The sequence below is a fragment of the Achromobacter sp. UBA4530 genome, from assembly GCF_002388205.1.
GTDB lineage: Bacteria > Pseudomonadota > Gammaproteobacteria > Burkholderiales > Burkholderiaceae_B > Achromobacter > Achromobacter animicus.
Genome location: NZ_DGMA01000044.1, coordinates 29636 through 54573 on the forward strand (window position 1 = coordinate 29636; position 24938 = coordinate 54573).

Sequence of the window (24938 nt, forward strand, 5' to 3'; positions counted from 1 at the left end):
GGCGCCTGATCGTTCGCAATACGCGCTCGGGCATTGTAGTGCTGGTCTGAAATGTCGGGCGCGGCCGCCCCGCCGGCGCTTCGTCCGCGATGGTTCCGGTATCGTATGGGCCCGACATGACGCCCGGCGGCCCTTCTCATGCTTGCAGCGCTTCGCATCCGTCTTCTCTCTCCGTTGCTTCTCGTCAGCGTTCTGATGGGCCAGCCAGCCCATGCCCAGGACGCGTCGCAGCTGGACGACGCTTATCTTGCAGAGCTGCGAGCGGAGAACGACGCGCTGCGTGCGCGCATCCAGCAGTGGCCCCCTGCCCTGCAGGCGCAGAACGCGCAGATCTCCGCGGCGCTGCGAGCCGGCGATCGCCAGGAGGCGCAGCGCATCGCCGAAGACATGGCGCGGCAGGCGCCCGCCGACGCCGACATCAGGCTGTTCCTGGGAAAGCTGCACGGTCAGCAAGGCAACATGGCGGCGGCGCTTGCGTTATTCGAGCAGTCCATCGCATTGAATCCCGACAACAGATGGGCGTACGTCAACAAGGCGGGCGCGCAGGCCGAGCGCGCGGACCTGCCCAACGCGCTGGCGACAACGCAGGTGCTGACTGCAAAGTTTCCTGGCTGGAGCATCGGCTACAACCTGCAGGCGTCGGTGCTGGATGCGTTGAACCGCCCGGAGGAAGCGCTGAGCGCCTTTGAGAAGGCCGTGCGCGCCAAGCCGGCCAGCGCGCTGATCCTGACGAATCTGGGCAACCTGCAACGCAGGCTTGGGCGTCTGGCGGACGCCCGCAACTCCTACGAGGCCGCGCTACGCCTGCAGCCCGGCTACGCCTTCACCGAAACCCAGTTGGCAACCCTGCCCCAATAGGGCCAATGCGCCCGGAGACCCCATGAACCGTCGTCCCCTGCTGCTGATGCTGGGCAGCCTGATTGCCGCGCCGCTGCGCGCTCTGGCCTCTCCCGCCCGCGATGCCATCGTCCGCAAGGTCTATGCGGCGCCGGACGCCAGCCTGTCCTACACCCCTCAGCACGCGGCCTTGGTGCGCCTGCTGCGGGTGCAATGGATGCCGGTCGAATCCGGCGCGCCCGGCATCGATTTCGAGCAACCGCTGCTTGGCGGCGCCGATACGCTTGCCACTGCCCGCGGTGCGCTGAAGACAACCGACGATGCGCTGGCCATCCGGCGGCTGGCCGAAGTCTGCCGCCTGGTCCCGCGCTATGTGCAATCCATCGGCAGGTTGCAACCCGGCCGTTACGCCGTGCCAGCCGAAATGCGCGAGGCCTTCGACTTTCCGGAAAGCGGCGTGGATGCGCAGGGCATGTTCAATCTACGCAAGGAGCATCTTGTCCTGCTGCGCGCCGCGGTCTGGCGCGAAGTGGACGATCAGGCGCTGGGCGCGGTTTTGCGCGAAGGGGATCGCTTCTGGCCCATGCCCTACGTCGACGGCAAGCGTCCGTATGGAAATTCCAGTTACTACCAGGTCGACATTGGCCGGCTGCTGGGCGAACCCTACGCGCTGGACGTCAAGGGGCACGCCATCACCGACCCGGTCAAGGACGCCCGCTTCGAACGTCTGCACTATGAAACGCTGGCGGCGCTCCAGGTTTTCCTGAGCCATTCCGCCGCGGTCAAATCCAAGCGGTAATGTCGGCGGGCCCCGCGCGGCCGGCCAGGCGCGGCCGGCTAAGCGCGGTGCATGAAGCTGCGGATATCGTCCAGGATCGGCACCGCGGCCAGCAGCATCAGCAGCAATGCCAGCGGCCAGGTCGACCCGAAGCCGAAGTTGAAAAACGAATACGCGCCCGTCACGCCGCCGACGAAGAACAAGGTCACCATCAGGCTCAGCACGACGAGCTTGCCGCGGTCGGCCAGCACCCGCGGCATTGACTGCGGGTCGCCCTTCGCGACGTTCCAGTAGAACAGCTTGCCAAGCTCGATGCCGATGTCGGTCACCATGCCCGTCACGTGCGTGGTGCGGATTTCGGACCGGGACACCTTGGTGATCATCGCGTTCTGCAGACCCATGATGTAGCAGAGCAGCATCACCGTGCCGGGCACGTAGAACCAGCGCAGCGTCTCAAGGTTGGCGCCCAGCAGGCCGAAGATCAGCAGCAGCACGGCCTCGAGCAGCAACGGCAGCGCGTACTCGCTGGCCAGCCGGGACCTGCGCCCGAAGTTGATCAGAAAGGCGGAGCTGGCCGCCCCCGCCATGAACGACACCAGGGCCGCCAGCCCTTGCAGCACCACGATCACCCCGCCAAGCGCCATGTGGTCGGCCATCATGGACACGATGCCGGACATGTGGGAGGTGTACTGCTGGACCGCCAGGAACCCGCCCGCGTTGACGGCGCCGGCGGTGAAGGTCAGCAGATAGGCAAGATGGCGATTGGCTTGCGGGCTACGGCTGACAGCGGTCAGCCGGCGCAAATACGGGATGGTCACGCCTGTCCTTTCAAAACAAGAACGTGTTCACTGCGATTCGGAATGACATTCTAGTCGCGGCGGCGGCGCGCCGATCAAGGCCTTGAAACCGGATAGTAAACGCCGCCGAGCGCGCCGTTCAGGCCGCAATACGGCCGGCTGGCTGCGTCGGCGGCCTCGGCCGGCGGGTTTTCGGACAGCACGAGACCGTATCCCTTGCGCGACAACGTCAGCGTCCAGCCGTCGGCGTCGACCGTCTCGATGACCACCGCATTGTTCTTGACCGCGCCCGCGCCGCGCACGTCGCACACCCAGCGGCCATTTTCCGGATGCGCCGCGGAGCCGTCGAATGCCAGGCTGCCATCCGGCTGCCGTTTGATCGAAATGCCACCGGCGAGGTTTTCCCAATCGCCTTCAAAGCCTTGACGGCGCTTGAGCACCAGCGACGACAGAAAGGCGTCGCGATACTTCAACCGGTCCGCCAGTTCCTTTTGGGGCGGGTCGTTGCCGGGCGGCGACGCGTAGGCCTCGTCCCGCACCTTGACGAACCACCGCTGGTCTTCCGTCAGCGCCTTGCCCGTCGCCGGATCGAAGGTCATTCTGGCCTTGCCGAAGTGTTTCGCGATGCTGGCGTCCTGTTCGGCCAACCCGCTATCGGCGCATATCGCCTTCTCGACCGCCGTCCGGGCCCTTGCGCAATCGAATGATGGCTTGCCGGTGGCCCAGGCCGCCGGACTGCACAGCACGATCAACAGCGCGAACCCGGCGGCAAGACGATTCACAGGACAAACTCCCGCAGATTCTCGACCCGCGCCGCCAGGCCGTCCGCGCCCAGATAGTGGCCCAGCTTGCCGGCGCGCACGCGCTTGAGGTCTTCCTGATAGCGGGTGGCCATCGAATCGCGGACCTGCGCGTACGCCTCGGCAATGCCCTCGCCGCAGGCCTGGGCAACGATACGCGCGGCATCGGGCGATCCGCACGCGACGCAGCGCGCGACACCCAGCGCGTCGGCGTCGGCGCCCCGCGCCAGCAGTGCGGCGACCAGCTCGGCAGGCGGCTCACGATCGAAGCGGTGAATGGCCGTGGGGCTGACCGGCGCGCCCGCGTCCAGCAGCGCCTGCGCCGCCGCATACGCATGCTGCATCAGCGCGACGTCCAGCGCCTGGGCGCTACCGCGCAGCGGCGCATCCAGGCGCACGCCCTGCGCCGACAGACGGCGCACAAGGGCCGCGTCATCCTGCGACAACGCGTGCTGCAAGGCCAGCGCGGCCAGGCCAGGCTTGGCGGCCAGCGTTCCGTCCTCGAGCGGGCCGCGCCAGTCGACCAGCGCCTGCCGGTAGAAGACCGCCACGCGGTCGGCCAGCGACTGCGGCATGCCGTGACCCGACACGCGCTCATCCAGATACTCCAGAACGCGCAGGCCGGGGCTGTCTTCGTCTTCCTCGGGGTCGGTTTCCAGGCACAGCGCGGCAAACGCGGCATGCAGGTCCGGCGCGATGGTCGCGATGCCGTCCTGCTGCAAGGCGTGCGTCCAGCCCGGCAGGCCCTGCTTCCACGCGACCACGCTGCCTGCTCGCGGCCCCGGTTCCACGGCGACGTAGATGCGGTCGCAGTATTCGAAACCGCCTATCGGCAGATAGCGCAGCTTCCCATTCCACGTCGCGCCATCCTCGGCGGCGGCTTCCTCGGCGCACTCCTGCTCGTGCTCGATCCACCCTTGCAGGTCGCGGTACTGGTCGCTGCCGTCGTAGAACAGCTCGGACCAGCTCAAGGCCTCTTCGTTGCCGTCCATCTGCGCGCGCAGATCGTAGGCCAGCTCGCCGCCGGCGGTCAGCCGCCACAGGTCGAGCAACGCCGGCGGCAGCGGGCCCTCGCACAGCGCCTCGATCTCGGCGATGCGGGCGTCGGACATCGGGGGTTGCACATCGATCAGCAGGCGGCCGGCAAACACCGCGATGCCGTGCTCACGCAACGCCAGCAGTTCGCCAGACGTGAAAAACTCGCTCATGTTGAAACTTCAAGGTTGGAGACCGGTGCGATTTTACTAGCGGGGGGTGAAGAATCCCCGCACTAAGATGGCCGACCGCCGTTGGTGTACGGAGTTTGCCCTTGGCCTTCAACACGAGAATGCATGACGCCTGGCTGGTGCGGACCGGCGCTGGCGCGCCGGTCCATCCATGAACGCGGTTCGCGTCAGGCGGCGCCGGCCTCGCGCAATTGCTGTCGCCGATATTCGCCCTGCCGCACATGCATCCAGCCCGGATACTCCGGCGGCAGCGCGCTGACCTTGTCCAGCGCGGCCAGTTCGTCCTGCGTCAACCGGATATCCGTGGCGGCCAGATTGTCTTCCAGCTGGTCCACGCGCTTGGCGCCGATGATGACGCTGGTGACGATCTGCTGGTGCAGCAGCCAGGCCAGCGCCACCTGCGCCACCGACACGCCGCGCGCGTCTGCGATCTGCCGCAGCGCATCAATGCTGTCGTAGGCGCGCTCCCGGTTCACGGGCGGGAAATCGAACGCGACGCGGCGGCTGCCCGCCTCGGCCTCGCCATCACGGCTGTACTTGCCGCTGAGCAGGCCGCCGGCCAGCGGACTCCACACCATCAACCCGACGCCCTCGCTCTGCAGCATGGGAACCAGTTCCCGCTCCAGATCGCGGCCGGCAATCGTGTAGTACGCCTGCAGCGACTCGAAGCGCGCCAACCCCAGGCGCTGCGCGATGCCGAGCGCTTTCATGATCTGCCACGCGGCCCAATTCGATACGCCGATGTAGCGCACGTGGCCATGTTGCACCAGCGTGTCCAGCGCCCGCATGGTTTCCTCGACCGGCGTGGCGGGGTCAAAGCCGTGGATCTGATACAGGTCGATATGGTCCAGCTGCAAGCGGGACAGGCTCTTCTTGACGCCATCCAGGATGTGTACGCGTGAATTGCCGCGGGCATTGACGCCCGCGCTCGTCTGCCCGAAGACCTTGGTGGCGATCACGACGTCCTCACGCGGGATCTTCAGATCGCGCAGCGCCTGGCCCGTGATGATTTCTGAGCGGCCTTCGGAGTACACATCCGCCGTGTCGATGAAATTGACGCCCGCGTCCAGCGCGCGGCCCACCAGCCGGTTGGCGTCTTCCTGTTGCAGGCTGCCGATCTTGCTCCAGAGCTCGCCTTCGCCGCCGAAGGTCATCGTGCCCAGGCAAAGCTCCGAGACGAACAGGCCCGTGCTGCCGAATTTCTTGTATCGCATGTGTGCTCCTTCAGGGGCGGGCGAGCGCGCCGGGCCCCGGAGTGGGACACCGCTGCGGCAGCCTGCCGGGGTGCGGACAGTATGCGTCCGGCGAGCCACGCGCACGCTGCTTGATCCTGCCCTTTTTTTGCCCGATTCTCCGGCCCGGCAGCCAATTCAACGCGACCCGTCGTTTTCTCCGGAATTCCTGCCTAATCCTCCGTTCCCCCATGCCGGCCGGCGCGGACCGCGCAAGATGGCAATACACTGGCGGACACCCAATCCTCTGCCGCCGTCGCCCCTCTTGTTTACGGGCGGCGCGCCCCCGGGAGCCCCTCGATGTCCCTGAATTCTGCCCGATCCCTCGCGCCCGGCATCGCCGCCCAGGACGCCGCCTGCGAACTGGCGCGGTCCGAGCTGCTCTGCACGCTCGAGCGCATGACCGGCAACCTTGAAGGGGCGCTGGATACGCCGGTCGAAGGCCTGTACCTGCATCGGCTGTCGCAGCCGTCGGGGGCCAAACCGGTCGTGCAGAAAGCGGCACTGGCTGTGATCGCGCAAGGATCGAAACGGCTTTTCATCGGTGACGAGACCTATGAATACGATCCCTTCCACTTCCTGATCTCTTCGGTGGATCTGCCCCTCGTGGCCAAGGTGTCGGTGGCCAGCCCGACCCTGCCTTATCTGGGCTTGCGGCTGGACCTGAACCCCGAGGAGATCACCGCGCTGATCAGCGACGAGAACCTGCCGCCGCTGGTGCCGGCCGAAGCCTCGCGCGCGCTTTGCGTCAATCCGCTGGGCAGCACGCTGCTGGACGTGGTGCTGCGCCTGCTGCGGTTGCTGGACACGCCACGGGACATTCCGATCCTGGCGCCGATGATCAAGCGTGAACTGCTTTACCGCCTGCTGATGAACGGCCAGGGCGTCGTGCTGCGCCAGACGGTGCTGCAGGACAGCCAACTGAACCGCGTGGCCAAGGCGATCCGCATCCTGCGGGACAATTTCGCGCAACCCCTGCGCGTGGAAGAGATTGCGCGCGACGTCCACATGAGCGTGTCGTCGCTACATCATCATTTCAAGCAGGCCACGGCCATGAGCCCGCTGCAGTATCAGAAGCACCTGCGGCTGCAGGAGGCGCGCCGGCTCATGCTGACGGACGATGCCGGCGTGGCGCTGGCCGCGCATGCCGTCGGCTACGAGAGTTCATCGCAGTTCAGCCGCGAGTACAGCCGCCTGTTCGGCACGCCGCCGCTGCGCGACAAACAGCGTTGGAAGGACGAGACGGCACTGGCCGCCTAGCCACGCGCAATCTGCCGGTTTCCGGGCAATTGCCGCAAATCCTCGAATACGATCCGTAGTCCCGCCAGGCTCAGCCGATCCAGCCGGGTGCGCCTGATCCCGCGGGGAACTGGGCCACGCGCCGTATCATGCGGGGCACCGACGACTCTCGAGGAATTTGCATGCACGACCTGAATGACCTTTATTACTTCGTCGAGGTCGTCAAACACGGCGGATTCGCGCCGGCCGGCCGGGCGCTGGACATCCCGAAGTCGCGCCTGAGCCGCCGCATCGCCCTGCTGGAAGAACGCCTTGGCGTGCGCCTGATCCAGCGCTCCACCCGAACGTTCGCGGTGACCGAACTGGGCCAGGAGTACTACGACCAATGCCTGGCGATGCTGGCGGGCGCCGAAGCGGCGCAGGATGTCATCGACCGCACGCACGCCGAACCGCAAGGCACCATCCGCATCGCCGCACCGCCCGCGCTCATCTATTACTTCCTCGGGGACGTGGTGGCGCGCTTCATGGAAAAGTGCCCCAAGGTGAACGTCTACCTGAAGAGCTTCAGCCGGCCGGTGGACGTGCTGCGCGAAGGCTTCGACCTGGCGGTGCGGGTGCGCTTTGGCGCCATCGAAAGCAGCGACCTTGTCATGAAGAACCTGGGCCTGAGCTGCCAGAGCCTGGTCGCCAGCCCCGCGCTGGCTCGCACCCTTCCGGATTCCGCCGATCTGCAGCACATCAGCCGGCAGCCGACCATGGCGCTCGGCACCGAGCAGCGCGAATGCCAATGGCGCCTGCTGGGTCCCGACAACGCGCGCCTGGCGGTGCCGTTCATGCCCCGGCTCGTCACGGACGACATGCTGGCGCTCAAGCAAGCCGCGCTGCGGGGCGTGGGGGTCGTCGCCCTGCCCCTCCTGATGATCCGCGAGGAACTCGATGCGGGCACGCTGGTGCCCGTGGGCGCCCCCTGGCAACCCGAGCCCGGCAGCGTGCATGCCGTGTTCCCGTCGCGCCGGGGCCTGCTGCCCGCCGTGCGGGAGCTGTTGGATTTCATGGGAGACGCGTATCGTGAAAACGCGCGCTGCGAAGCTGCGACCCAGACGCGCCACGGCATCCCGTCACTGCAACCGGTCCAATCGTTGTCCGATAATTAGAACGCTGAGAGTCGAAATTCCCGTCTACCGGCGCGGTTGTCCTGAAATTAATATCCTTCCTACGCACTCAGCGTTGCACAAAACACCGCGCAACACCGCGCAACCTGAATAGACCAAGGAATCAGCCATGACCCGCCCCTACGTTAAGCTCGACAAGTCCCAAGCCGCCGTTCTGCTGGTGGATCACCAAGCCGGCCTCCTGTCCCTGGTGCGCGACTTCCAACCCGATCAATTCAAGAACAACGTGCTGGCCCTGGCTGACCTGGCCGAATACTTCAAGCTCCCCACCATCCTGACCACCAGTTTCGAAGACGGCCCCAACGGCCCGCTGGTCCAGGAACTGAAGGACAAGTTCCCCGACGCTCCCTACATCGCCCGCCCCGGCAACATCAACGCCTGGGACAACGAAGACTTCGTCAAGGCCGTCAAGGCCACCGGCAAGAAGCAACTGATCATCGCCGGCGTCGTCACCGAAGTCTGCGTCGCCTTCCCCGTGCTGTCGGCCATCGAAGAAGGTTTTGACGTGTTCGTGGTGACCGATGCTTCGGGCACCTTCAACGAAGTGACGCGTGACGCCGCTTGGCGCCGCATGGAACAGGCCGGCGCGCAACTGATGTCGTGGTTCGGCGTGGCATGCGAACTGCACCGCGACTGGCGCAACGACGTGGAAGGCCTGGGCACCTTGTTCGCCAACCACATCCCCGACTACCGCAACCTGATGGCCTCGTACTCGGCCTTCAAGGCGGCCAAGTAAGGTTGCCGCGCGGCCGGCTTGCCGGCCAGACCACGCTGAGACAGCGGTGAAAAAAAGGCCCAGGCGAATTGCCTGGGCCTGCCTTTGTCATTTCCGCTTGCGGGCGAAGGGATACGCCTGCTGCGCCAGGAATGTCCCGGGCATGTCGTTGTCTAGAATCCCGTAGTTCTGCGGCAGCCGGTTGCCCGCCCCGCGGACCGCGGTGCCGAACAGATAGTCGATGAAGGAAAAGTGCGCCGCGTAGTTCTTGTCGATCGCTTCGGTGTCGGAAGAGTGATGCCAGTGATGGAAGTCCGGCGTCACGATGATGTAGCGCAGCCAGCCCCACGGCAGTTTCACGTTGGAATGGATCAGCACCGCCTGGAATCCCACGATGATGATGTAGGCATCGAGCACCGCCTTCGAAAAGCCCAGCACGAACAGCACGCCCAACACGGCCACGCGCGTGATCAGCAGTTCAACGATGTGCAGGCGCGAGCCGGCCAGCCAATCCAGCGTGCGCGTGCTGTGATGCACGGCATGGAAGCGCCACATGAAAGGCACCTCGTGATAGATGCGATGCGCGGCGTATTGCGCCAGGTCCGCCACCAGCACGGCCACGAACAGCTCCAGCAGATATGGCATCGACTGGATCGCCTGTTGCAGCGGTTCGTACGCCGCCCAGGAGAACAGACGGTGGATGAAGAAGTTGATGCACAGCAGTACCGCGCCCACCGACAGGTGATTGAACAGAAAGTGCTTCATGTCCACCTGCCACTCGCCGCGGAACACGGGCTGGCCGGGGTACAGCGGCGTCAGCTTTTCAAAGATGATGAAGACGGTGCTGGACGCCAGCAGATCCAGGATGAACCAATCAAGACCCAGATACGGATGGCCGCCGGTGTTGGTGGCATTGACCGCTACCTGGCTGCCGCCAGCAGCCACCGCGCAGCACACCAGCACGAACGCGGAAATATTGAGCCAGCGTTGCCGCCCCAGCACAGTGTTGGCCAGCGCGATCGAACCGGACACCAGCAGTGCGCCGAACAGCAGCGTGCGCATGGCTTCCACCGAATAGAAGCTGCGCAGCTCGGGCGTGGTCAGGTAGGCGGGAAAATGAAACGCCAGCACGCCCAGCACAGAAAGAATCGCCAAAAACAGCGCGATCACGCCGCTCATCATTCCGGTGCCGGGATGAATCCGGCCGTCCTGCTTGAAAAGATCCATCACTCTGCGATAGACGGGGGCGTGCTGTTTCATTGGGGATCTGGGACAGTCCAAGGGGAAGCGAGTGTATCGCCGGGGACGGACCCTTCTGTAAAGAAACGTGAACGCTCACGACAGAATGGCTCATTTCTTGACACCCTTGCGCAGGGTCAACGGCGCACAGCCGTGGTTCGACCCGTAAGGTTGACAAGGCGTTGTCATTGGCGTGTCATGGCTTTTGACGCTGATGATCGCGTCGTGACAGGCGCATCGTCGGTCCCGTCAACCGGTTCCTCAAGAGGCCTTTATGTTCCCTGAATACCGCGAGCTCATTACCCAACTGAAGTCCGAAAACGCTCACTTTTCGGCGCTGTTCCAGCGGCATAACGATCTGGACCAGGAAATCCAGAACATGGAGGACGGCATCAAGCCGTCCTCAGGCGCCGCGATCGAGGTGCTTAAAAAAGAAAAACTGCACCTGAAAGACAAGCTCTACGGCCTGCTCCGCGCGGCCGATCAGAACGGCCACGGCAAAAGCAACGGCAGTTGACCTGCCGCTCGGCGCGGGCTACATCAGTTCCAGGCCCGCGCCCTTGACGACGGAGGCGTACTTCGTCATCTCCGAACGGAAGTACGCCACCGTCTGTTCCGGCGGCATCAGGACGATACGGTTGTTCTGGGTCGCCATCGCCTGCTTCACCTCCGGCGAGTTGAAGGCGCGCCCCAGCGCGTCGTAGATGCGGCGCACGTCCGCTTGCGGCAGCTTTGCCGGCCCGACCGCCGCAAACCATCCGCCGATCTCGTAGTCCGCCATCCCCTGTTCGCGCAGCGTCGGCAGGTCGGGCAGCGCCGCCATGCGCTCCGCGCCACAGGCGCCCAGCGCCTTGAGCGCACCGCTCTTGATCTGCGGCAGCACGGACGGCAGCGACAGCACGCCAAAGTCGACCTGCCCGCCGATCAGATCGGCCATCATCGGACCCACGCCCTTGTAGGGAATGTGCCGCGCCTTCACGCCCGCTTGCTGCACGTACATTTCCGCGGCCAGGTGCAGGATCGTTCCATTACCCGAAGACGCGTAGTTGTAGCGGCCGGGTTGGCTCTTCAAGAGCGCGGTCAGCGCCTTGATGTCGTTGGCGGCAATCTTTTGCGGATTGGCGACCAGCAGGAACGGCGTCATGCCCACCATGCTGATCGGCGTGATGTCGGCCAGCGGATCGAACGGCAGGCTCTTGTAGACGCTCGGGAAGATGACATGGTTGTTCGACACCATGCTGAGCGTGTAGCCGTCTGGTGCCGACCGCACCAGCGCCGACGTGCCCACGATGCCGCCCGCGCCCGGCTGGTTTTCCACCACGACGGTATGGCCCAGCGCGGTGGACAGCGCTGGCCCCGCCGCCCGCGTGATCGTGTCCACGCCGGACCCCACGCCCACCGGCAAAATGAATTTCACCGGCCGGTCCGACTGCGCCCACGTCACGCCGGGCACGCCCAGCATGGCGGCGCCCAGCGCACCCAGAACCTGGCGGCGGCTCCAGCGCCCGCCCGCACGTTGATTGCTCATGTCTGTCTCCTGATGGTTTTTGTATCGGCCGACTTGCGCGGCCGTTTACTGCAAGGGCTTCAATCATTGCGCTGGCGCGGCGCGGCATGCTGCCCGCCTTGCGCGCGCCGTTACCTCATGCCGCGGCTCCCTGCTCGCGCAACGCTTCGATCTGTCCGGCGTCGTAGCCCAGCGCTTGCAGAAGGTCGTTGGTGTCCGCCCCCAGCACAGGCGGATCGCGCCTCACCCCAAGCCGCTGCCCGTCCATCATCAGCGGAAACAGCGCGGCGCCGGCGGTCTGCCCGGCACGCTCGCCGTCGGGCAGACGGATCTCGGCCAGCCCGCCGGTGGCGCGCAGGTGCGGATCGTCGTACAGCTCCTCGGGCTTGACGATGGGAGCGAACGGCAGACCGATGCGTTCGAATACGGCCGCCAGTTCGGCGGCGCGGTAATGTGCCAGCCGCTTGCGCAGATCCGCCAGCAGCGTGGGCCGCAACAGCACACGGTCATTGTTCGTGGCCATTGCAGGATCGTTCTTCAGATCGTCGAATCCGAAGGCATCGCAGAACGTCACCCACTGCGCGTCGCTCACTGCCGCCAGGAATATCTGCTCGCCATCTTTGACCGTAAACACGTCGTAGAGCGCCCAGGCGGACACGCGCTGCGGCATCGGCGCAGACGGCTGGCCCGTGATCGCGTACTGCAGCATGTGTTGGCCCACGAGGAACACATTGTTCTCGAACAGCGCCGACTGCACTTCCTGCCCCCGCCCGGTGATGCCGCGCTGGATCAGCGCCGCCATCGCCCCGATGGCGCCGAACATGCCGCCCATGATGTCGTTCACGCTGGTGCCGGCGCGCACCGGATCGCCCGGCCGCCCGGTCATGTAGGCCAGCCCGCCCATCATCTGCACGACCTCGTCCAGGGCCGTGCGCATGGCGTAAGGGCCCGGCAAAAAGCCTTTGTGGCTGACGTAGATGAGGCGCGGATTCGCTTTGGACAGCGAGGCGTAGTCCAGGCCGAATTTCGCCATCGTGCCGGGCCGGAAGTTTTCCGCCACCACGTCGGCGCTGGCGGCCAGCTTGCGCGCCACTTCCGCGCCCGCCGGGCTTTGTATGTCCAGCGCGATGCTCTTCTTGTTGCGGTTGAACATCGGAAAAAAGCCCGCGCCGACGCCCAGCAGATGACGCGTGCGGTCACCGCGCACAGGTTCGACCTTGATGACTTCGGCGCCCAGATCGGCCAGGACCATTCCGCAGGTGGGACCCATGACCATGTGGGTGAACTCCACGACGCGCAGGCCGGCCAGCGGCAAGGGACGGGAGGATGGAGGAACGGCGGCGTTTTGCATGGTAAGGCTCGATGTCGATGCGTGATGCGCGCGCTCAGGCCGACTGGCCGCTGCGTGCAGGATAGGTCTTGGGCAGGCCGGCGCGCCACAGCGCGCCGTGCAGGGGCTGATCGGGCAGCCACCCGACGGCGGCTTCGCGCAAGGCGAGCAGACGGGGCAGATCGACGCCGGTCTCGATGCCCATGCTCTGCAGCATGAACACGAGGTCCTCGGTGCTGACGTTGCCGCTGGCGCCTGGCGCGTGCGGGCAGCCGCCGATGCCGGCCAGGCAGGCGTCAAAGCGTGCCACCCCGGTGTCCAGCGCGGCCAGCACGTTCGCCAGCCCCAGCCCCCGTGTGTCGTGAAAGTGCGCGCAGCACAGGCGATCGCCCGCGATGCGCCTTGCCGCCTCAAACAGGCGTCCCACCGAGGCCGGATCGGCATATCCCACGGTATCGGCCAGACTGACGCGGTCGGCGCCGGCATCCAGCAGCGCCTGCATGAGCCGCAGCACTTCCTCCTGCTGCACTTCGCCCTGCAACGTGCAGCCAAAGGCCGTTCCGACGCCACCCTCGATCAGCATGGACGAACCCGCCGCGTCGCGCGCCGCGCGCATCTGGCCGACCATCGCCACCACCTCGTCCGGCGTCTTGCGCAGGTTCGCCAGGCTGTGCGCGTGGCTGGCCGACAGCGGCACCAGCATCAGGTGGGCGCCGCTGGCCAGCGCCAATTCCGCGCCCTTCAGATTGGGAACCAGCACGGACACCATCAGGCCGGCAAGCTGCGTGGCATGCGCGATCAGTTCCGCCGTATCCGCCAACTGCGGCAGCAGGCGGGCGGGCACGAACGAGCCCACTTCGATCTCGCGCTGGCCCGCCGCGTAGGCCGCGTCGATCCAGTCGAGTTTGATCTGCGTGGGCATCACGACAGAAAGGCTCTGCAGGCCATCGCGCAGGCCCACTTCACGGACCGTGACGGCCGATGGGCGACAGGCGGGTTCTTGGATGGGCATGGCGACAAGGCCTCTAAAAAGACAAAGCCCAGTGTAGATATTCTCAAACCAGCCACAAGCGGTATTTTGGAACGCTTAAAATTCCGTTTCGGAACATCAAACAGGATGACCGCCATGCGCGACCTCGACATCACCACCCTGCGGCTCTTCGTCTCCGTCTGCGAGACCGGCAACATTGCCCGCGCCGGCCAGCGCGCCAACATCGTGGGGTCGGCCATCAGCAAGCGGCTCGCGCAGCTTGAGGACACCGTGGGCGCCAAACTGCTGACGCGCAAGCGCCGGGGCGTCGAGCCCACCGAAGCCGGCGAAACGCTGCTGGAGCACGCGCGCGCCATCCTCGCCAGTTCCGAACGCATCGAACGCGACATGTCCGCGTACGCCAGCGGCGTAAAGGGGCAAGTGCGCATCCTGGCCACCGCGTCGGTCCTGGCCGAATCCCTGGCAGAGGACATCGCGGACTTTCTTCAGGCCGCTTCCCACCGCAACATCCGGGTCGACATGGAAGAACGCGTCAGCCAGGAGGTCGTGCGCGGCGTCCGCGAGGGCATCGCCAGCCTGGGCATCTGCTGGGATGCGGCCGATTTTCATGGGCTGGAACGGCGTCCCTACCGGGGCGACCGCCTGGCCATCGTCACCGCGCCGGGCCATCCGCTCGCTGACCGGGAAGCCGTTTTTTTTGAAGACGCGCTGGAGTACGAGCATGTCAGCATGCCGGCCGCCGGCGCCGTCCTGCGCATGTTGCAGACGGCAGCCAACGACAGCGGCAAGGCGCTGCGGCACCGCGTCACGGTCAGCAACTTCGATTCTGCGTTTCGCGTCGTGCTGGCGGGACTGGCCATCAGCGTGGCGCCCATTGAAGTCGCCACGCCCTATGCGATGGCGCACGGGCTGCGGGTGCTGCCGCTGAAGGACGCCTGGAGCCGGCGGCGCTTTGCGATCTGCATGCGTAGCGAAGCGGCGCTGCCTGCGGCGGCGGCATTGTTGCTGGATCATCTGGTGGCGGCGGGCGCGAGCAGCGAGTCGTGAACTGGCGTGGGCTTGGACGGGGCTTCGGCGTGCGCATCGACCGGGAGCAGGCAAGTCAGGGATGATTAGCCATGCTAATCAAAGATTAGGATATTTAGTTTTTCTAATTTTCCAGCCAGCGCTAGTCTGAGCGCCCCCTAATGACCTGCCAGACCTTGCAGTATGTCCACCGCCTTCATCCCTGGATTTCTCCTCGGCCTCAGCCTCATCGTCGCCATCGGCGCACAAAACGCCTTTGTGCTGCGGCAAGGCTTGCGCAAGGAGCATGTCTTCCTGATCTGCCTGACTTGCGCGCTGTCCGACGCCATCCTGATCGCGGCGGGCGTGGCGGGCTTTGGCATGGCGGTCGGCCTGCTGCCGTGGCTGGAGCCCGCCATGCGCTACGGCGGCGCCTTGTTTCTCTTTGTCTACGCGGCGCGCAGCCTGCACTCGGCGTTTCGCAAGCAGCACGACCATCTATCACCCTCGTCCCGTCAGGCAAATAGCCCGTTAGCGGCGCTGGCCACGTGTCTGGCGCTCACCTGGCTAAACCCGCATGTCTACCTGGACACCGTCGTCCTGCTGGGCTCCATCTCCAGCCAGTACGAAGGGCGCAAGCTGGCCTTTGCTGCCGGCGCGATCTGCGCGTCGTTCTGCTTTTTCTTTGCGTTGGGATATGGCGCGCGGCTACTGCGACCCGTCTTCGCCAATGCCACCGCGTGGCGTGTGCTGGATGCCTGCGTCGGCATCCTGATGATCGTGATCGGCATACAGCTGGTGAGGTAATCCTCATCCTTCTGACGGACGGCGAAGGCGGCGGCGCGCTGCTACGCTGCCCTACCCGTCGTCCTTGAAGGATCGTCCGCCATGAGAATCACAGCTGGCGCCGCCGGCGCATTGGCCATCCTGCTGTGCAGCGGCCCGGCCTTTGGCCAGTATGTGGTGCGGACCCAGGACATGAGCGGCAAATGGAGCGTGCCCAACCCGCAATACGAAGGCGTGCCCGAGCTGTTCCGGGCAAGCTCCGGCGCCAAACGTGCCTGCCTGGATCGCGGCCCGCCCAGCAACCTGTACCGCGCCACGAAGGTCATCGACCTGCGGACCGGCGAAGAGGTGCTGGTGGTGGACTGCATTCCGATTCGCAACGAGCAGCGCCAGCGATCGGAGCAGATTCGGGCCAATGCGTTGAAGGCGGCGCCGACGCAGTGACCACTCGTTCTTGAAACGTGGCGCCGTCCGTGATGGCGCGCCGCCAGGGTTCGGCGGCGTAAGCCACGCGTCTTTGCGACGAGCGCCCTATCGCTTCTTTTGCGCGCCGTCCCTTTCGCCCGCGGACGCGTTCATGTAGTCCTTGACCGTGCCGTCCTTGTTGTAGGTCACCGTCAGCGTGCGCTGATCCTGCATGGCGCCGTACTCGCTGTTGTTGAAGTAGAACCATGACGCGGTGCGCAGGCCTTGCGAATTGACCTGCTGCGTGCGAGGGGGACCAAAGTCGCGGACCATTTCATCGAATGTCGTGACGTTGATCTTGATGGCTTGCACCTTATCTTGCGTGATCATGTCTCCCGGCGCGGGAGCAGCGCAGCCCGCCACGATGGCGGCCACGAAAAGCACGGACGATCTCATTGAACTTCCCCAGTCCTGTGTCAGCCGGCAAACGCGGCCGTTGTGTTTGTGAATTCCGAACGAGCATAAGAATACTCCGCCCGCTGCCACGCACAGCGTGGGCGTGCGCCGCAATGGCCGGCTAACGCCTGTCACGTTGCGGTCATCTACAATGCCGCCAGTTGCCGAGCGCGAAGTGGCGCCGGCCCGCAACAAACAGGCAGCATGACCCGCGCGAAGAAATCAGCACCCAGAAAGAGAGCACCGGCCAGCAAAAGCCGGGCCGCCAGCTCCGGCCGCATCTACCGATTCCTGCGAACGTTCACGCTCACGTCGTTGGCCGCTTTCGGCGCGGCCACGTACGCGCTGAACCCGCAATGGCGCGCCCACTTCTCCATCGACGACATCCTTGCGCGCGTCGGTTGGCCGACCCAGGAAAAGTTCGCGCCTGCCGCGGTGCCCGCCGGCGGCATGGCGCACACGCGCTTTGCCGACTGCCCGCAATTCTTCCCGCAGCAGCGCCCGCCCGTCGTGCCCGCCAGCCAGGCGCTGCGCGAGCTGTGCTTTTCAAACTTCGCCATCCTGCACAACGGACAGACCAAGACGCCGGTGTTCGTGGCCGAGCGTCTGAACCGCAAGATCCTGACGCAGGCACAGGGCATGGAACGGTCCGACAAGTTCTATGCCGAGGCACGCGTGCCGCGCGCCGAACGCGCTGAACTGACGGACTACAAGGGGTCGGGCTACTCGCGCGGTCACATGGCGCCGGCGGGTGACATGTCCACGCACGAGGCCATGGCGCAAAGCTTTTCGCTGGCGAACATGGTGCCGCAGGACCAGCGCCACAATGGTGGGCCGTGGAGCCAGATTGAACAGGACACGCGCAAATACGTAATGCGGGCATCGGGCGACGTGTATGTGTTCACCGGGCCGTACTACGGCGACAAGCCCAAGGAGATTGGCTCCGGCGTGGCGGTGCCAAGCCATCTGTTCAAGGTTGTGTTTGATGCGTCCACGGGGCGCTCGTGGGTGCATTGGCAGGGGAACAGCGCGAGCACCAAGGCGGGCGCGCCGATCAGTTATGAAGAGTTCGCGCGCCGCACGGGGATGCAGTTGCTGCCGACGGGGAATTGAACGTCTCGTCGGCGTTGACTGCCCGATTTTGGTTTAGGTGTCGACCGCATATCGCCCGCGGCGCCTACTTCGGCCGCGGCGATGGCAACCCCTGATCCACGGCGGGCCACTCTCCGGCCCGCAGGCGCGGCAGGCACAGCACCATCGCCTTCGCCACATTGCGCACCTCTTCCTGCAACGCCGAGTCCTCGTCCAGCTCGGCATGACTCGTGGCATACGGCTTGTAGTAGCCAATGTAGCGATCCAGCTTCGACGACGCCCCGGCATCCACCAACCCCATCCATTCGAGCCAGTCGCAGAGCGCGCGCCGCTGCCCCTCAATGCCCGCCACGTCGCCGTGCACCACCACGCCGTAGGCGCGGCCAGCCAAATGCTTCGGAAACGGCCATCCGTCCATTTCGATCTGCTTGGCCTTCCTCGCGTCTTTGCCTGACGTCGTCGTCGGATCGGGGTTGCCGCCATCCGCACAGACCAGCCGGTCGATCATCAGCTTCAGGACGCTGGGCGACTGATACCAATAGGTCGGCGCGAGCAGGATCACGCCATGCGCCGCCATCCACTGCTCGTAGATGTCGTTCATCGCATCGTTGTCCTGCGCGAGCGAATGGTTGGGATAACAGCTACAGGGCCAATGGCAGAGCGGCATCGCGGTGGACACGCAGCCTTTGCAGGGGTGGATGAGGTACTGGTATTCCGACGTGAGGCGGCTCAGATCCAGCATGTCCGCCTGCACACTGGCCGACTCCAGTTCGTCGCGCACGATTTCCGACAGCCGCCAGGTCTTTGAGACCTCGCCAGGACAGGTCCCGTCATTGCGCGCCGCGCCGTTGACCACCAGGACGCGGGAGCGCGTTTCCGGATCGCGCTGCACCAACGCCGCGCGCGCGAGGCGGTCACGGGCATCTTTCCATTCCACAGATAAGTCGTAATCGGGATCTGCGTAACCTGATCCCGCCTTGACGGTATCGGGCGCCTTGCGTCCATTCTCGTAGGCATCCCAGGCGATGGCTTCAAGCCTTTCCAAGGCTTCGGTTTCAGACTTGAACGCCGGGTCATAGAAGCGGCGCATGAAACGCAGGCGGAATGTGTCGCGGGGCAGCTTGCCGGAATATTGTCCTGTTCGGACGTCGAGCTTCGGATTGGCCATTGCAGTGGTTCCGCAAAGATGAACCCTGCCAGGCAGCAACTCTCATGCCTGCCAGCTTGCCGCATGGCTTGCATTCGGCTGATGACTGCGCGGGCGCGTCACACCTTTCAAGCGCGCATCGAGTGCAGTAGGATGAACCGACCGACTGGAGGAATTATGCAAACAGCCAAATGGGACTTTCAGATCGCGCAGCCAGAGCAGGAAGGCGATGAATGGCGCATCGGCTACACGCTGATCTCACCGATCGCCGGCGTGCCGTCCGAACGCATTGCCATCGACGAGCGGTTTCATTCCGCGCATGGCGCAATTGCCGAGGCGACCCGCCTCGCGCAGATTCATGTTGCCGACCTGAACGGTGAAGCTCCGGCGTTCGAACGTCCGAGCGATGCCGAGGTGCCGTTCGACAAGGACCAGCGGTTTTAGGCAGTCGCGCGCAAACAGACAAACGCAGCCACGCGAACGTTTCTCGCGTGGCTGCAATTCGCTACGTTTGTGCGTTCTACGACAGGCCGTTCAGCGGGCCGGCGCCGGTGCGGTGCTGGCTGGCGTAGCCGGGTTCGCCGGGGTGGCGGGCACCTGAATCTCTTTCTTGCGCAATACGCCACCGCCCTGCACGCTACCCTGCACATTCGTGGGCGAGGTCATCTTCGCCACGCAGGTTGCACGCTGCGATTCGGGCAGACGGTTGCAGCGAGCCAGCTCATTCTGCCGAAGTTGCTCGGGGCTCTCCGCACTCAGATTCTGACGATCACGCTCTTGCCGTGCCGCTGCCGCTTCGCGCAGGCAAGTTTCCAGCGGTTGGCCGGAGGCGCCGCTCTTGCAGGTGGCGACATCCTGCTGATGCTGCGCTTGCGAGGTAGCGCTGGTGTCAGCGGCGTAAGCCGCGCCCGTGGCCCACGTCATACCCGCCACGCAAAGAATCGCGGAAACTCTTTTCAGGGGCACTTGAACAGCATTCATCTTGTGAACAGTATTCATGGTCAGCTCCTCAAAATAGGGACATGCGCCCGGCGACACGCCGAACGGAATCTCCCGGCGATATATCTACCACGCGGGGTTCAGAAGTAGCAGCGAACGAAGTAACGCGATGTGTCAACCGCCGCGTTCGATAGGCGTGTTTCAACGCGCAAGGTAGGCGCGTACGAGTTCCATCAGATACTGACCTTGCGGCGTCGGCGTGCTGTCACGGCGGCGCACGATATACACATCCCGCGCGATGTCGGGATCCAGCACTGGGATCGACTTCAGGCCATACCCATGCGCTTCGAACAACGCGGGCATGATGGTCACGAAATTGCCCGATTGCACCAGCCCGATCATGGTGGCCAGCTGATCGACTTCGATGGTCCAGGGCAACTCCAGCCCGCGAGCGTTCAGGACACTGTCGATCTGCAAACGGGTGGAACTGACCGGATTCAGCCCCACTACCGGCAGGCCCGGCAGCTTTTTCCAAGACAGCTTGCGGCTGCGTGGCGCCAGGGCAGAACCCTCGGCAAACACCAGGTTGTAGCCATAGGTGGCGACGCGCTCGGCCTCCAGGGTGGGACCGAATGACACCGGCGTGGTGATGCCGAATTCCACCTCGCGCTCTTCGACCAGTCCCGTCGTGACGGTCGCGTTGCCGTCGCGGATGGACAGATACACCTGCGGATGCCGTGCATAGAATTCGGGCAGCACATTCGGCAGCACCGAATAGCCTACCGAAGCCACCGTGCTTACCATCAGCGTGCCTTCGTGCCCCCGCGCGCGGCGGGCGGCCTCGGTCAGGCTGGCATCCATCTGGGTAACGATGGGCAGCACGCGCTCATACAGCGCGCGGCCTATCGACGTCAGCACCACGCTGCGCGTCGTACGTTCAAACAAGCGTCCGCCGATTTCCGATTCCAGCTTTGCGATACGCCGGCTCAAAGCCGACGTCGTGACGCACAGCAGCGCAGCGGCGGACGTGTACTGGCCCATGCGCGCCACGCAGCAGAACGCGCGGATATCTTCCAGATCGTAATTGATTCGCATGGATCAAGAATCGTTGAAATTTTTTCGATAGACGTAACTATACGCGCGGCCTGAACATGCAGGCATCACTTCAACGAGCCATCATGAATCCACAAGGCAAGGGCATTTTCCTGAAATCGATGAACAGCTTCTTCGTGGGCGGCGCGACCGCCGTGCTTGAAGGCCTGCCCGTCGAATATCGCAGCATGGTCCTGAACGGTTCCCCGCGCGAGGTCAACCCGAACGGAGAGCAGGTCTATGGGCAGATGTATGTCCAGGAATACCGCCTGGCACAGCCCCGGCATCCGGATCCGGTGCTGCTTTGGCATGGCGGGGGCATGACCGGCTGCACATGGGAAACGACCCCAGATGGCCGCAACGGCTGGCTGTGGAAATTCCTGGATGCCGGTTACGACGTCCTGGTCAGCGACGCAGTGGAACGCGGCCGTTCGTCCTGGGCACGCTTTCCGCAGGTGTATCGCGAGTCGCCCGTCTTTCGCACCAAGCGCGAGGCCTGGACGACGTTTCGAATCGGACCCGTCTACGACCCGGATCCGCCGCAGCGAAAGGCCTATCCAGGGCAACAGTTTCCCACCGAGGCGTTTGACGCGTTCGCCAATCAATGGGTGCCGCGCTGGCCGGGCCATGAATCCATGATTCTGGCGGCGTACGAAGCGTTGATCGACCGGGTGGGGCATTGCCATATCGTCGCCCACAGCCAGGGCGCGGGCTTTGCCGCCGAAATTGCGCGCCGCCGTCCTCAAGCAGTGCGCCGGGTGGTGGGCGTGGAGCCTGGCGGTATGCCGCAAGCGGCCCCGATTGAAGCGCTGCCGCCGCATCTTGTTGTGTGGGGCGACTTCATCGAAGCGTCGGGCTCGCACTGGGTCGGCTACCGCCAACAAGCCGAGCGTTATCTGGATTCCATCCGGGGGTGCGCCGACGTGTCGGTGCTGGACCTGCCCGCCAACGGCGTCGCGGGCAATTCCCACCTGCCGATGATGGACCGCAATAGCGACGAGGTGTTCCAACGCGTCTTGAAGTGGCTGCAAAGCTGAAGCAACACGAACGAAAACAACAGGAGACAACCATGACCATTCGACCCCTTTCCAGCGCGGCGCTGGTGGGAGCCCTTGTGTTGGGAGGAACGAGCGCGGCGCATGCGCAGGCCTACCCCGCCCATCCCATCAAGCTTATCGTGGGCTACGCGCCGGCAGGATCGGTGGACACGTTCGCTCGCATCATCGCCCCCGAACTGGGCCGCGAGCTGGGCCAGACCATCGTCATCGAGAACGTCGCGGGAGCCGGCGGCATCATCGGCGTCACGCGCGCCGTCAACGCCAAGCCCGACGGGTACACGGTGCTGATGGGCATCGTGTCCGATGTCGTGATCGCGCCCAGCCTGCAATCGTCGGCCAAATACACCTATCGCGACCTGGCCGCCGTCGCGCCGCTGGGCACAAGCGGCGTTGGCGTCGTGGCGAACCCGAATCTGGGCGTGAAATCGTTCGGCGACCTGATTGCACGGGCCAAAGCAAACCCGGGCAAGCTGACGTACGGCGCCACGGGCGTCGGCTCGCTGCCCGCCATCGCCATGGAGAGCTTCAAGCTCACCACGGGTACGGACATCACGTTCATTCCCTACTCCAGCGCGTCGAAAATCGCGACCGATGTCATCGGCGGCAATGTTGATATCGCGGTGTCCGGGCTGCCAGCCCTGCTCGAACTAATTAAAAGCGGCCGTGTGACGGGCGTGGGCGTCATGAGCCGCGACCGCGACATCGGCAACCCGGACTTGGCGTCGGCGGGTGAAACACCGGAACTCAAAGGGATGGACTATTACTTCTGGACCGGAATTTTCGCACCGTCGAATACGCCGGACCCCATCGTCCAGACGTTGAACGCCGCGTTCAGCCGTGTCATGGCCAAGCCGGAGATCCAGGCACGGTTCAAGGAATTGGGTGTCAAGGTCAGCCCGGCCACCTCGCCATCTGCGTTCGGCCAGTTTGTGGCAAGCAGCGATGCGCAATGGCAAAAGCTGATCGAAGAAGCGAAGATCCCGCGTCAGTAGGAGGAAGGGACGGAGCATGCGCTTACACGCCTAAGCTCACACGCTAGAAGCCCGATCGCGAGTCGGGCAGACCAACAAAATGGCCCCAACCTCGGTGAGGTTGGGGCCATCTTTATGGTGGTCCCAATTTTCTTGGACCACCTGTCGTCTTTACTTGCACTGCGGAAATCCGAAGACCCGCATGGATATTGGTCGGGGCGGTGGGATTCGAACTCACGACCCTCTGCTCCCAAAGCAGATGCGCTACCAGGCTGCGCTACGCCCCGAAGGGTGGCAACTATACCAGAAAGCGATCATTCGCGGCCGAGGTTCAGCCATCCGGCGACGTAACAAAATACCTGCCCTGCATCCCATCAAATGAAAAACGGCGCGCCACCCAGGCGCGCCGCTTCCAGCACTGCAGGACAAATCGCGATCAGCCAAAACGGCCCGTGATGTAGTCCTCGGTTTCCTTGCGCGAGGGCTTAACAAAAATCTGATCAGTCTGACCAAATTCCATCAGCTCGCCCAGATACATATACGCCGTGTAATCCGAGCAACGCGCAGCCTGCTGCATGTTGTGCGTCACGATCACGACGGTGTAGTCGTTCTTCAGTTCGGCGATCAGTTCTTCGATCTTGGCGGTGGAAATAGGATCCAGCGCGGAGCACGGCTCATCGAGCAGCAGCACTTCCGGCTTGATCGCCACGCCGCGCGCGATGCACAGACGCTGTTGCTGGCCGCCGGACAGGCTGTTGCCGCTCTGGTGCAGCTTGTCCTTCACTTCATTCCACAGTGCAGCCTTGCTCAGCGCCCATTCCACGCGCTCGTCCATTTCGCCCTTGGACAGGCGTTCGAACAGACGCACGCCGAAGGCGATGTTGTCGTAGATGCTCATGGGGAACGGCGTGGGCTTCTGGAAGACCATGCCGATCTTGGCGCGGATCAGCGAGATGTCGGTCTTGGCCGTGAGCAGATTGTCGCCGTCCAGCAGAATTTCGCCCTCGGCGCGCTGGCCGGGGTACAGCTCGAACATGCGGTTGAACGTGCGCAGCAGCGTCGATTTGCCGCAGCCCGACGGGCCGATGAAGGCGGTGACCTTCTTCTCCTGGATCGACATGTTCACGTTGCGAATCGCGTGGAACTTGCCGTAGTAGAAGTTCAGGTTCTTGACCTCGAGCTTGTTCTTGACTGCGGTAGCGGTGTTTTCCATTGGGTTTCCCTTGGATGTCGGCGCGTCCAGCGCGCCGGCAAAGCGATCTTTATTTGCGGAACAGGTTGCGGGCGATGATGTTGATGCCCAACACCAGCAGCGTGATCAGCGTGGCGCCGGCCCAGGCCAGGTTGTTCCAGTCCTTGAAGGGGCTGGCGGCGTATTGGTAGATGACGACCGGCAGGTTGGCCATCGGGCCGTTCATGTTCAGCGACATGAACTGATTCGACAGCGCGGTGAACAGCAGCGGCGCGGTTTCGCCGGAGATGCGGGCGATCGCGAGCAGCACGCCGGTGATGATGCCGGACTTGGCGGCGCGATAGCAGACCAGCGTGATCATGCGCCACTTCGGGCAGCCCAGCGCGGCGGTCGCCTCGCGCAGGCTGTTGGGCACCAGCAGCAGCATGTTGTCGGTGGTGCGGACCACGACCGGGATCACCAGGATGGACAGCGCAATGGCGCCGGCCCAACCCGAGTAATGCCCGACCTGCGCCACATACACGGCATAGATGAACAGGCCGATGATGATGGACGGCGCCGACAGCAGCACGTCGTTCAGGAAGCGCGTGGCCGGCGCCAGCCAGCCGCGCTGGCCGTATTCAGCCAGATAGGTGCCGGCCAGGATGCCGACCGGCGTGCCGATCAGCGTGCCGACGCCCGCCATCATCACACTGCCGAGAATGGCGTTGAGCAAGCCCCCCGCCTGGCCCGGCGGCGGCGTGATTTCGGTGAAGAGCGTGTACGACAGCGCGGGCGCACCCTTCATCAGCAACGTGAGAATGATCCAGAACAGCCAGAACAGGCCGAAGACCAGCGTCGTCATCGACACGGCGAGCATGATGCGATTGACCACGCGGCGCCGGCGATAGATGCCGTTCTGCATGTTGAGTACGGATTCAGCCATGATTTTT

Annotated in this window: 26 protein-coding genes, 1 tRNA gene and 1 pseudogene; 13 read left to right on the plus strand and 15 right to left on the minus strand. The window is 64.5% G+C overall.

Annotated elements, in window-relative coordinates; genetic code table 11:
• The first annotated feature begins 138 nt into the window (after window positions 1-138).
• Together B2W22_RS25565 and B2W22_RS25570 are read left to right on the plus strand one after the other, a co-directional pair.
• Window positions 139-858: a tetratricopeptide repeat protein gene (locus tag B2W22_RS25565; RefSeq protein WP_175125995.1), complete on the plus strand. Its 720-nt coding sequence runs from the start codon at window positions 139-141 to the stop codon at window positions 856-858.
• 22 nt (window positions 859-880) lie between these two features.
• Complete coding sequence (locus B2W22_RS25570; RefSeq protein ID WP_175125994.1) at window positions 881-1636, plus strand: hypothetical protein; 756 nt, start codon at window positions 881-883, stop codon at window positions 1634-1636.
• 44 nt (window positions 1637-1680) lie between these two features.
• Here B2W22_RS25570 and B2W22_RS25575 read toward each other — a convergent pair.
• The 4 genes and pseudogenes from B2W22_RS25575 to B2W22_RS25590 all read right to left on the minus strand — a co-directional run.
• Window positions 1681-2433: pseudogene (locus tag B2W22_RS25575) on the minus strand (YoaK family protein); the annotation flags it as partial.
• Window positions 2434-2507: 74 nt separating this feature from the next.
• Window positions 2508-3194: a lysozyme inhibitor LprI family protein gene (locus B2W22_RS25580; protein ID WP_175125992.1), complete on the minus strand. Its 687-nt coding sequence runs from the start codon at window positions 3192-3194 to the stop codon at window positions 2508-2510.
• Complete coding sequence (locus tag B2W22_RS25585; RefSeq protein WP_175125991.1) at window positions 3191-4420, minus strand: SMI1/KNR4 family protein; 1230 nt, start codon at window positions 4418-4420, stop codon at window positions 3191-3193. Before B2W22_RS25585 ends, B2W22_RS25580 begins: the two co-directional genes overlap by 4 nt.
• A 185-nt stretch (window positions 4421-4605) precedes the next feature.
• The gene (locus tag B2W22_RS25590; protein WP_175125990.1) at window positions 4606-5652 is read right to left on the minus strand and encodes an aldo/keto reductase; all 1047 of its coding nucleotides are present in this window, start codon (window positions 5650-5652) and stop codon (window positions 4606-4608) included.
• 318 nt (window positions 5653-5970) lie between these two features.
• Here B2W22_RS25590 and B2W22_RS25595 point away from each other — a divergent pair, with 318 nt between their 5' ends.
• From B2W22_RS25595 to ycaC, 3 genes are all read left to right on the plus strand, one after another.
• Window positions 5971-6930 (plus strand): AraC family transcriptional regulator, encoded by a 960-nt coding sequence (locus tag B2W22_RS25595; RefSeq protein ID WP_175125989.1) that lies wholly within the window; start codon window positions 5971-5973, stop codon window positions 6928-6930.
• A gap of 161 nt (window positions 6931-7091) precedes the next feature.
• Complete coding sequence (locus tag B2W22_RS25600) at window positions 7092-8063, plus strand: LysR substrate-binding domain-containing protein (protein ID WP_175125988.1); 972 nt, start codon at window positions 7092-7094, stop codon at window positions 8061-8063.
• 127 nt (window positions 8064-8190) lie between these two features.
• Entirely contained in the window at window positions 8191-8817 is a 627-nt protein-coding gene (ycaC, locus tag B2W22_RS25605; protein ID WP_056570984.1) for an isochorismate family cysteine hydrolase YcaC, read from the plus strand.
• An 87-nt stretch (window positions 8818-8904) separates the two neighbouring features.
• Here ycaC and B2W22_RS25610 read toward each other — a convergent pair whose 3' ends face one another.
• Window positions 8905-10056, minus strand: a complete 1152-nt coding sequence (locus tag B2W22_RS25610) for a sterol desaturase family protein (protein WP_175125987.1) — start codon at window positions 10054-10056, stop codon at window positions 8905-8907.
• 253 nt (window positions 10057-10309) lie between these two features.
• Between B2W22_RS25610 and B2W22_RS25615 the strand changes: the two genes are divergently transcribed.
• Window positions 10310-10552, plus strand: coding sequence for a YdcH family protein (locus B2W22_RS25615; protein ID WP_175125986.1), 243 nt, complete (start codon window positions 10310-10312; stop codon window positions 10550-10552).
• A gap of 18 nt (window positions 10553-10570) precedes the next feature.
• Here the strand turns inward: B2W22_RS25615 and B2W22_RS25620 are convergent, their stop codons facing one another.
• The 3 genes from B2W22_RS25620 to B2W22_RS25630 form a co-directional block, all read right to left on the minus strand.
• Window positions 10571-11563, minus strand: coding sequence for a Bug family tripartite tricarboxylate transporter substrate binding protein (locus tag B2W22_RS25620; protein WP_218343202.1), 993 nt, complete (start codon window positions 11561-11563; stop codon window positions 10571-10573).
• Window positions 11564-11678: 115 nt separating this feature from the next.
• A complete protein-coding gene (locus B2W22_RS25625) occupies window positions 11679-12893 on the minus strand; it encodes a CaiB/BaiF CoA transferase family protein (protein ID WP_286940074.1) in 1215 nt (404 codons plus the stop codon).
• A 34-nt stretch (window positions 12894-12927) separates the two neighbouring features.
• Window positions 12928-13884, minus strand: a complete 957-nt coding sequence (locus B2W22_RS25630) for a hydroxymethylglutaryl-CoA lyase (protein WP_286940076.1) — start codon at window positions 13882-13884, stop codon at window positions 12928-12930.
• A 114-nt stretch (window positions 13885-13998) separates the two neighbouring features.
• Between B2W22_RS25630 and B2W22_RS25635 the strand changes: the two genes are divergently transcribed.
• The 3 genes from B2W22_RS25635 to B2W22_RS25645 all read left to right on the plus strand — a co-directional run bounded on the left by B2W22_RS25635 (window position 13999) and on the right by B2W22_RS25645 (window position 16098).
• A complete protein-coding gene (locus B2W22_RS25635) occupies window positions 13999-14910 on the plus strand; it encodes a LysR family transcriptional regulator (RefSeq protein ID WP_286940077.1) in 912 nt (303 codons plus the stop codon).
• A gap of 162 nt (window positions 14911-15072) precedes the next feature.
• Complete coding sequence (locus B2W22_RS25640; protein ID WP_175125981.1) at window positions 15073-15675, plus strand: LysE/ArgO family amino acid transporter; 603 nt, start codon at window positions 15073-15075, stop codon at window positions 15673-15675.
• 81 nt (window positions 15676-15756) lie between these two features.
• Complete coding sequence (locus B2W22_RS25645) at window positions 15757-16098, plus strand: hypothetical protein (protein ID WP_286940079.1); 342 nt, start codon at window positions 15757-15759, stop codon at window positions 16096-16098.
• A gap of 87 nt (window positions 16099-16185) precedes the next feature.
• Here B2W22_RS25645 and B2W22_RS25650 read toward each other — a convergent pair whose 3' ends face one another.
• Entirely contained in the window at window positions 16186-16515 is a 330-nt protein-coding gene (locus B2W22_RS25650; RefSeq protein ID WP_286940081.1) for a hypothetical protein, read from the minus strand.
• A gap of 204 nt (window positions 16516-16719) precedes the next feature.
• On the opposite strand from B2W22_RS25650, the gene B2W22_RS25655 reads away from it, so the two are divergent.
• Window positions 16720-17628, plus strand: coding sequence for a DNA/RNA non-specific endonuclease (locus B2W22_RS25655; protein ID WP_286940082.1), 909 nt, complete (start codon window positions 16720-16722; stop codon window positions 17626-17628).
• Between the two features lie 64 nt (window positions 17629-17692).
• On the opposite strand, the gene B2W22_RS25660 is transcribed toward B2W22_RS25655, so the two are convergent.
• Window positions 17693-18775: a flavodoxin family protein gene (locus B2W22_RS25660; protein ID WP_175186579.1), complete on the minus strand. Its 1083-nt coding sequence runs from the start codon at window positions 18773-18775 to the stop codon at window positions 17693-17695.
• Between the two features lie 132 nt (window positions 18776-18907).
• Between B2W22_RS25660 and B2W22_RS25665 the strand changes: the two genes are divergently transcribed.
• Window positions 18908-19198, plus strand: coding sequence for a hypothetical protein (locus tag B2W22_RS25665; protein WP_254594381.1), 291 nt, complete (start codon window positions 18908-18910; stop codon window positions 19196-19198).
• A gap of 90 nt (window positions 19199-19288) precedes the next feature.
• On the opposite strand, the gene B2W22_RS25670 is transcribed toward B2W22_RS25665, so the two are convergent.
• Together B2W22_RS25670 and B2W22_RS25675 are read right to left on the minus strand one after the other, a co-directional pair.
• Window positions 19289-19753 (minus strand): hypothetical protein, encoded by a 465-nt coding sequence (locus tag B2W22_RS25670; protein ID WP_175138272.1) that lies wholly within the window; start codon window positions 19751-19753, stop codon window positions 19289-19291.
• Between the two features lie 141 nt (window positions 19754-19894).
• A complete protein-coding gene (locus B2W22_RS25675; RefSeq protein WP_175125975.1) occupies window positions 19895-20788 on the minus strand; it encodes a LysR family transcriptional regulator in 894 nt (297 codons plus the stop codon).
• Window positions 20789-20871: 83 nt separating this feature from the next.
• Here B2W22_RS25675 and B2W22_RS25680 point away from each other — a divergent pair, with 83 nt between their 5' ends.
• A complete protein-coding gene (locus B2W22_RS25680) occupies window positions 20872-21822 on the plus strand; it encodes an esterase (protein WP_239215345.1) in 951 nt (316 codons plus the stop codon).
• 32 nt (window positions 21823-21854) lie between these two features.
• The gene (locus B2W22_RS25685) at window positions 21855-22835 is read left to right on the plus strand and encodes a Bug family tripartite tricarboxylate transporter substrate binding protein (RefSeq protein ID WP_286940084.1); all 981 of its coding nucleotides are present in this window, start codon (window positions 21855-21857) and stop codon (window positions 22833-22835) included.
• A gap of 189 nt (window positions 22836-23024) precedes the next feature.
• On the opposite strand, the gene B2W22_RS25690 is transcribed toward B2W22_RS25685, so the two are convergent.
• The 3 genes from B2W22_RS25690 to pstA form a co-directional block, all read right to left on the minus strand.
• A tRNA-Pro gene (locus tag B2W22_RS25690) sits at window positions 23025-23101 on the minus strand.
• Window positions 23102-23250: 149 nt separating this feature from the next.
• Entirely contained in the window at window positions 23251-24027 is a 777-nt protein-coding gene (gene pstB / locus B2W22_RS25695; RefSeq protein WP_175126057.1) for a phosphate ABC transporter ATP-binding protein PstB, read from the minus strand.
• Between the two features lie 49 nt (window positions 24028-24076).
• Window positions 24077-24931: a phosphate ABC transporter permease PstA gene (gene pstA / locus B2W22_RS25700; RefSeq protein WP_082579045.1), complete on the minus strand. Its 855-nt coding sequence runs from the start codon at window positions 24929-24931 to the stop codon at window positions 24077-24079.
• Between the last annotated feature and the right edge of the window lie 7 nt (window positions 24932-24938).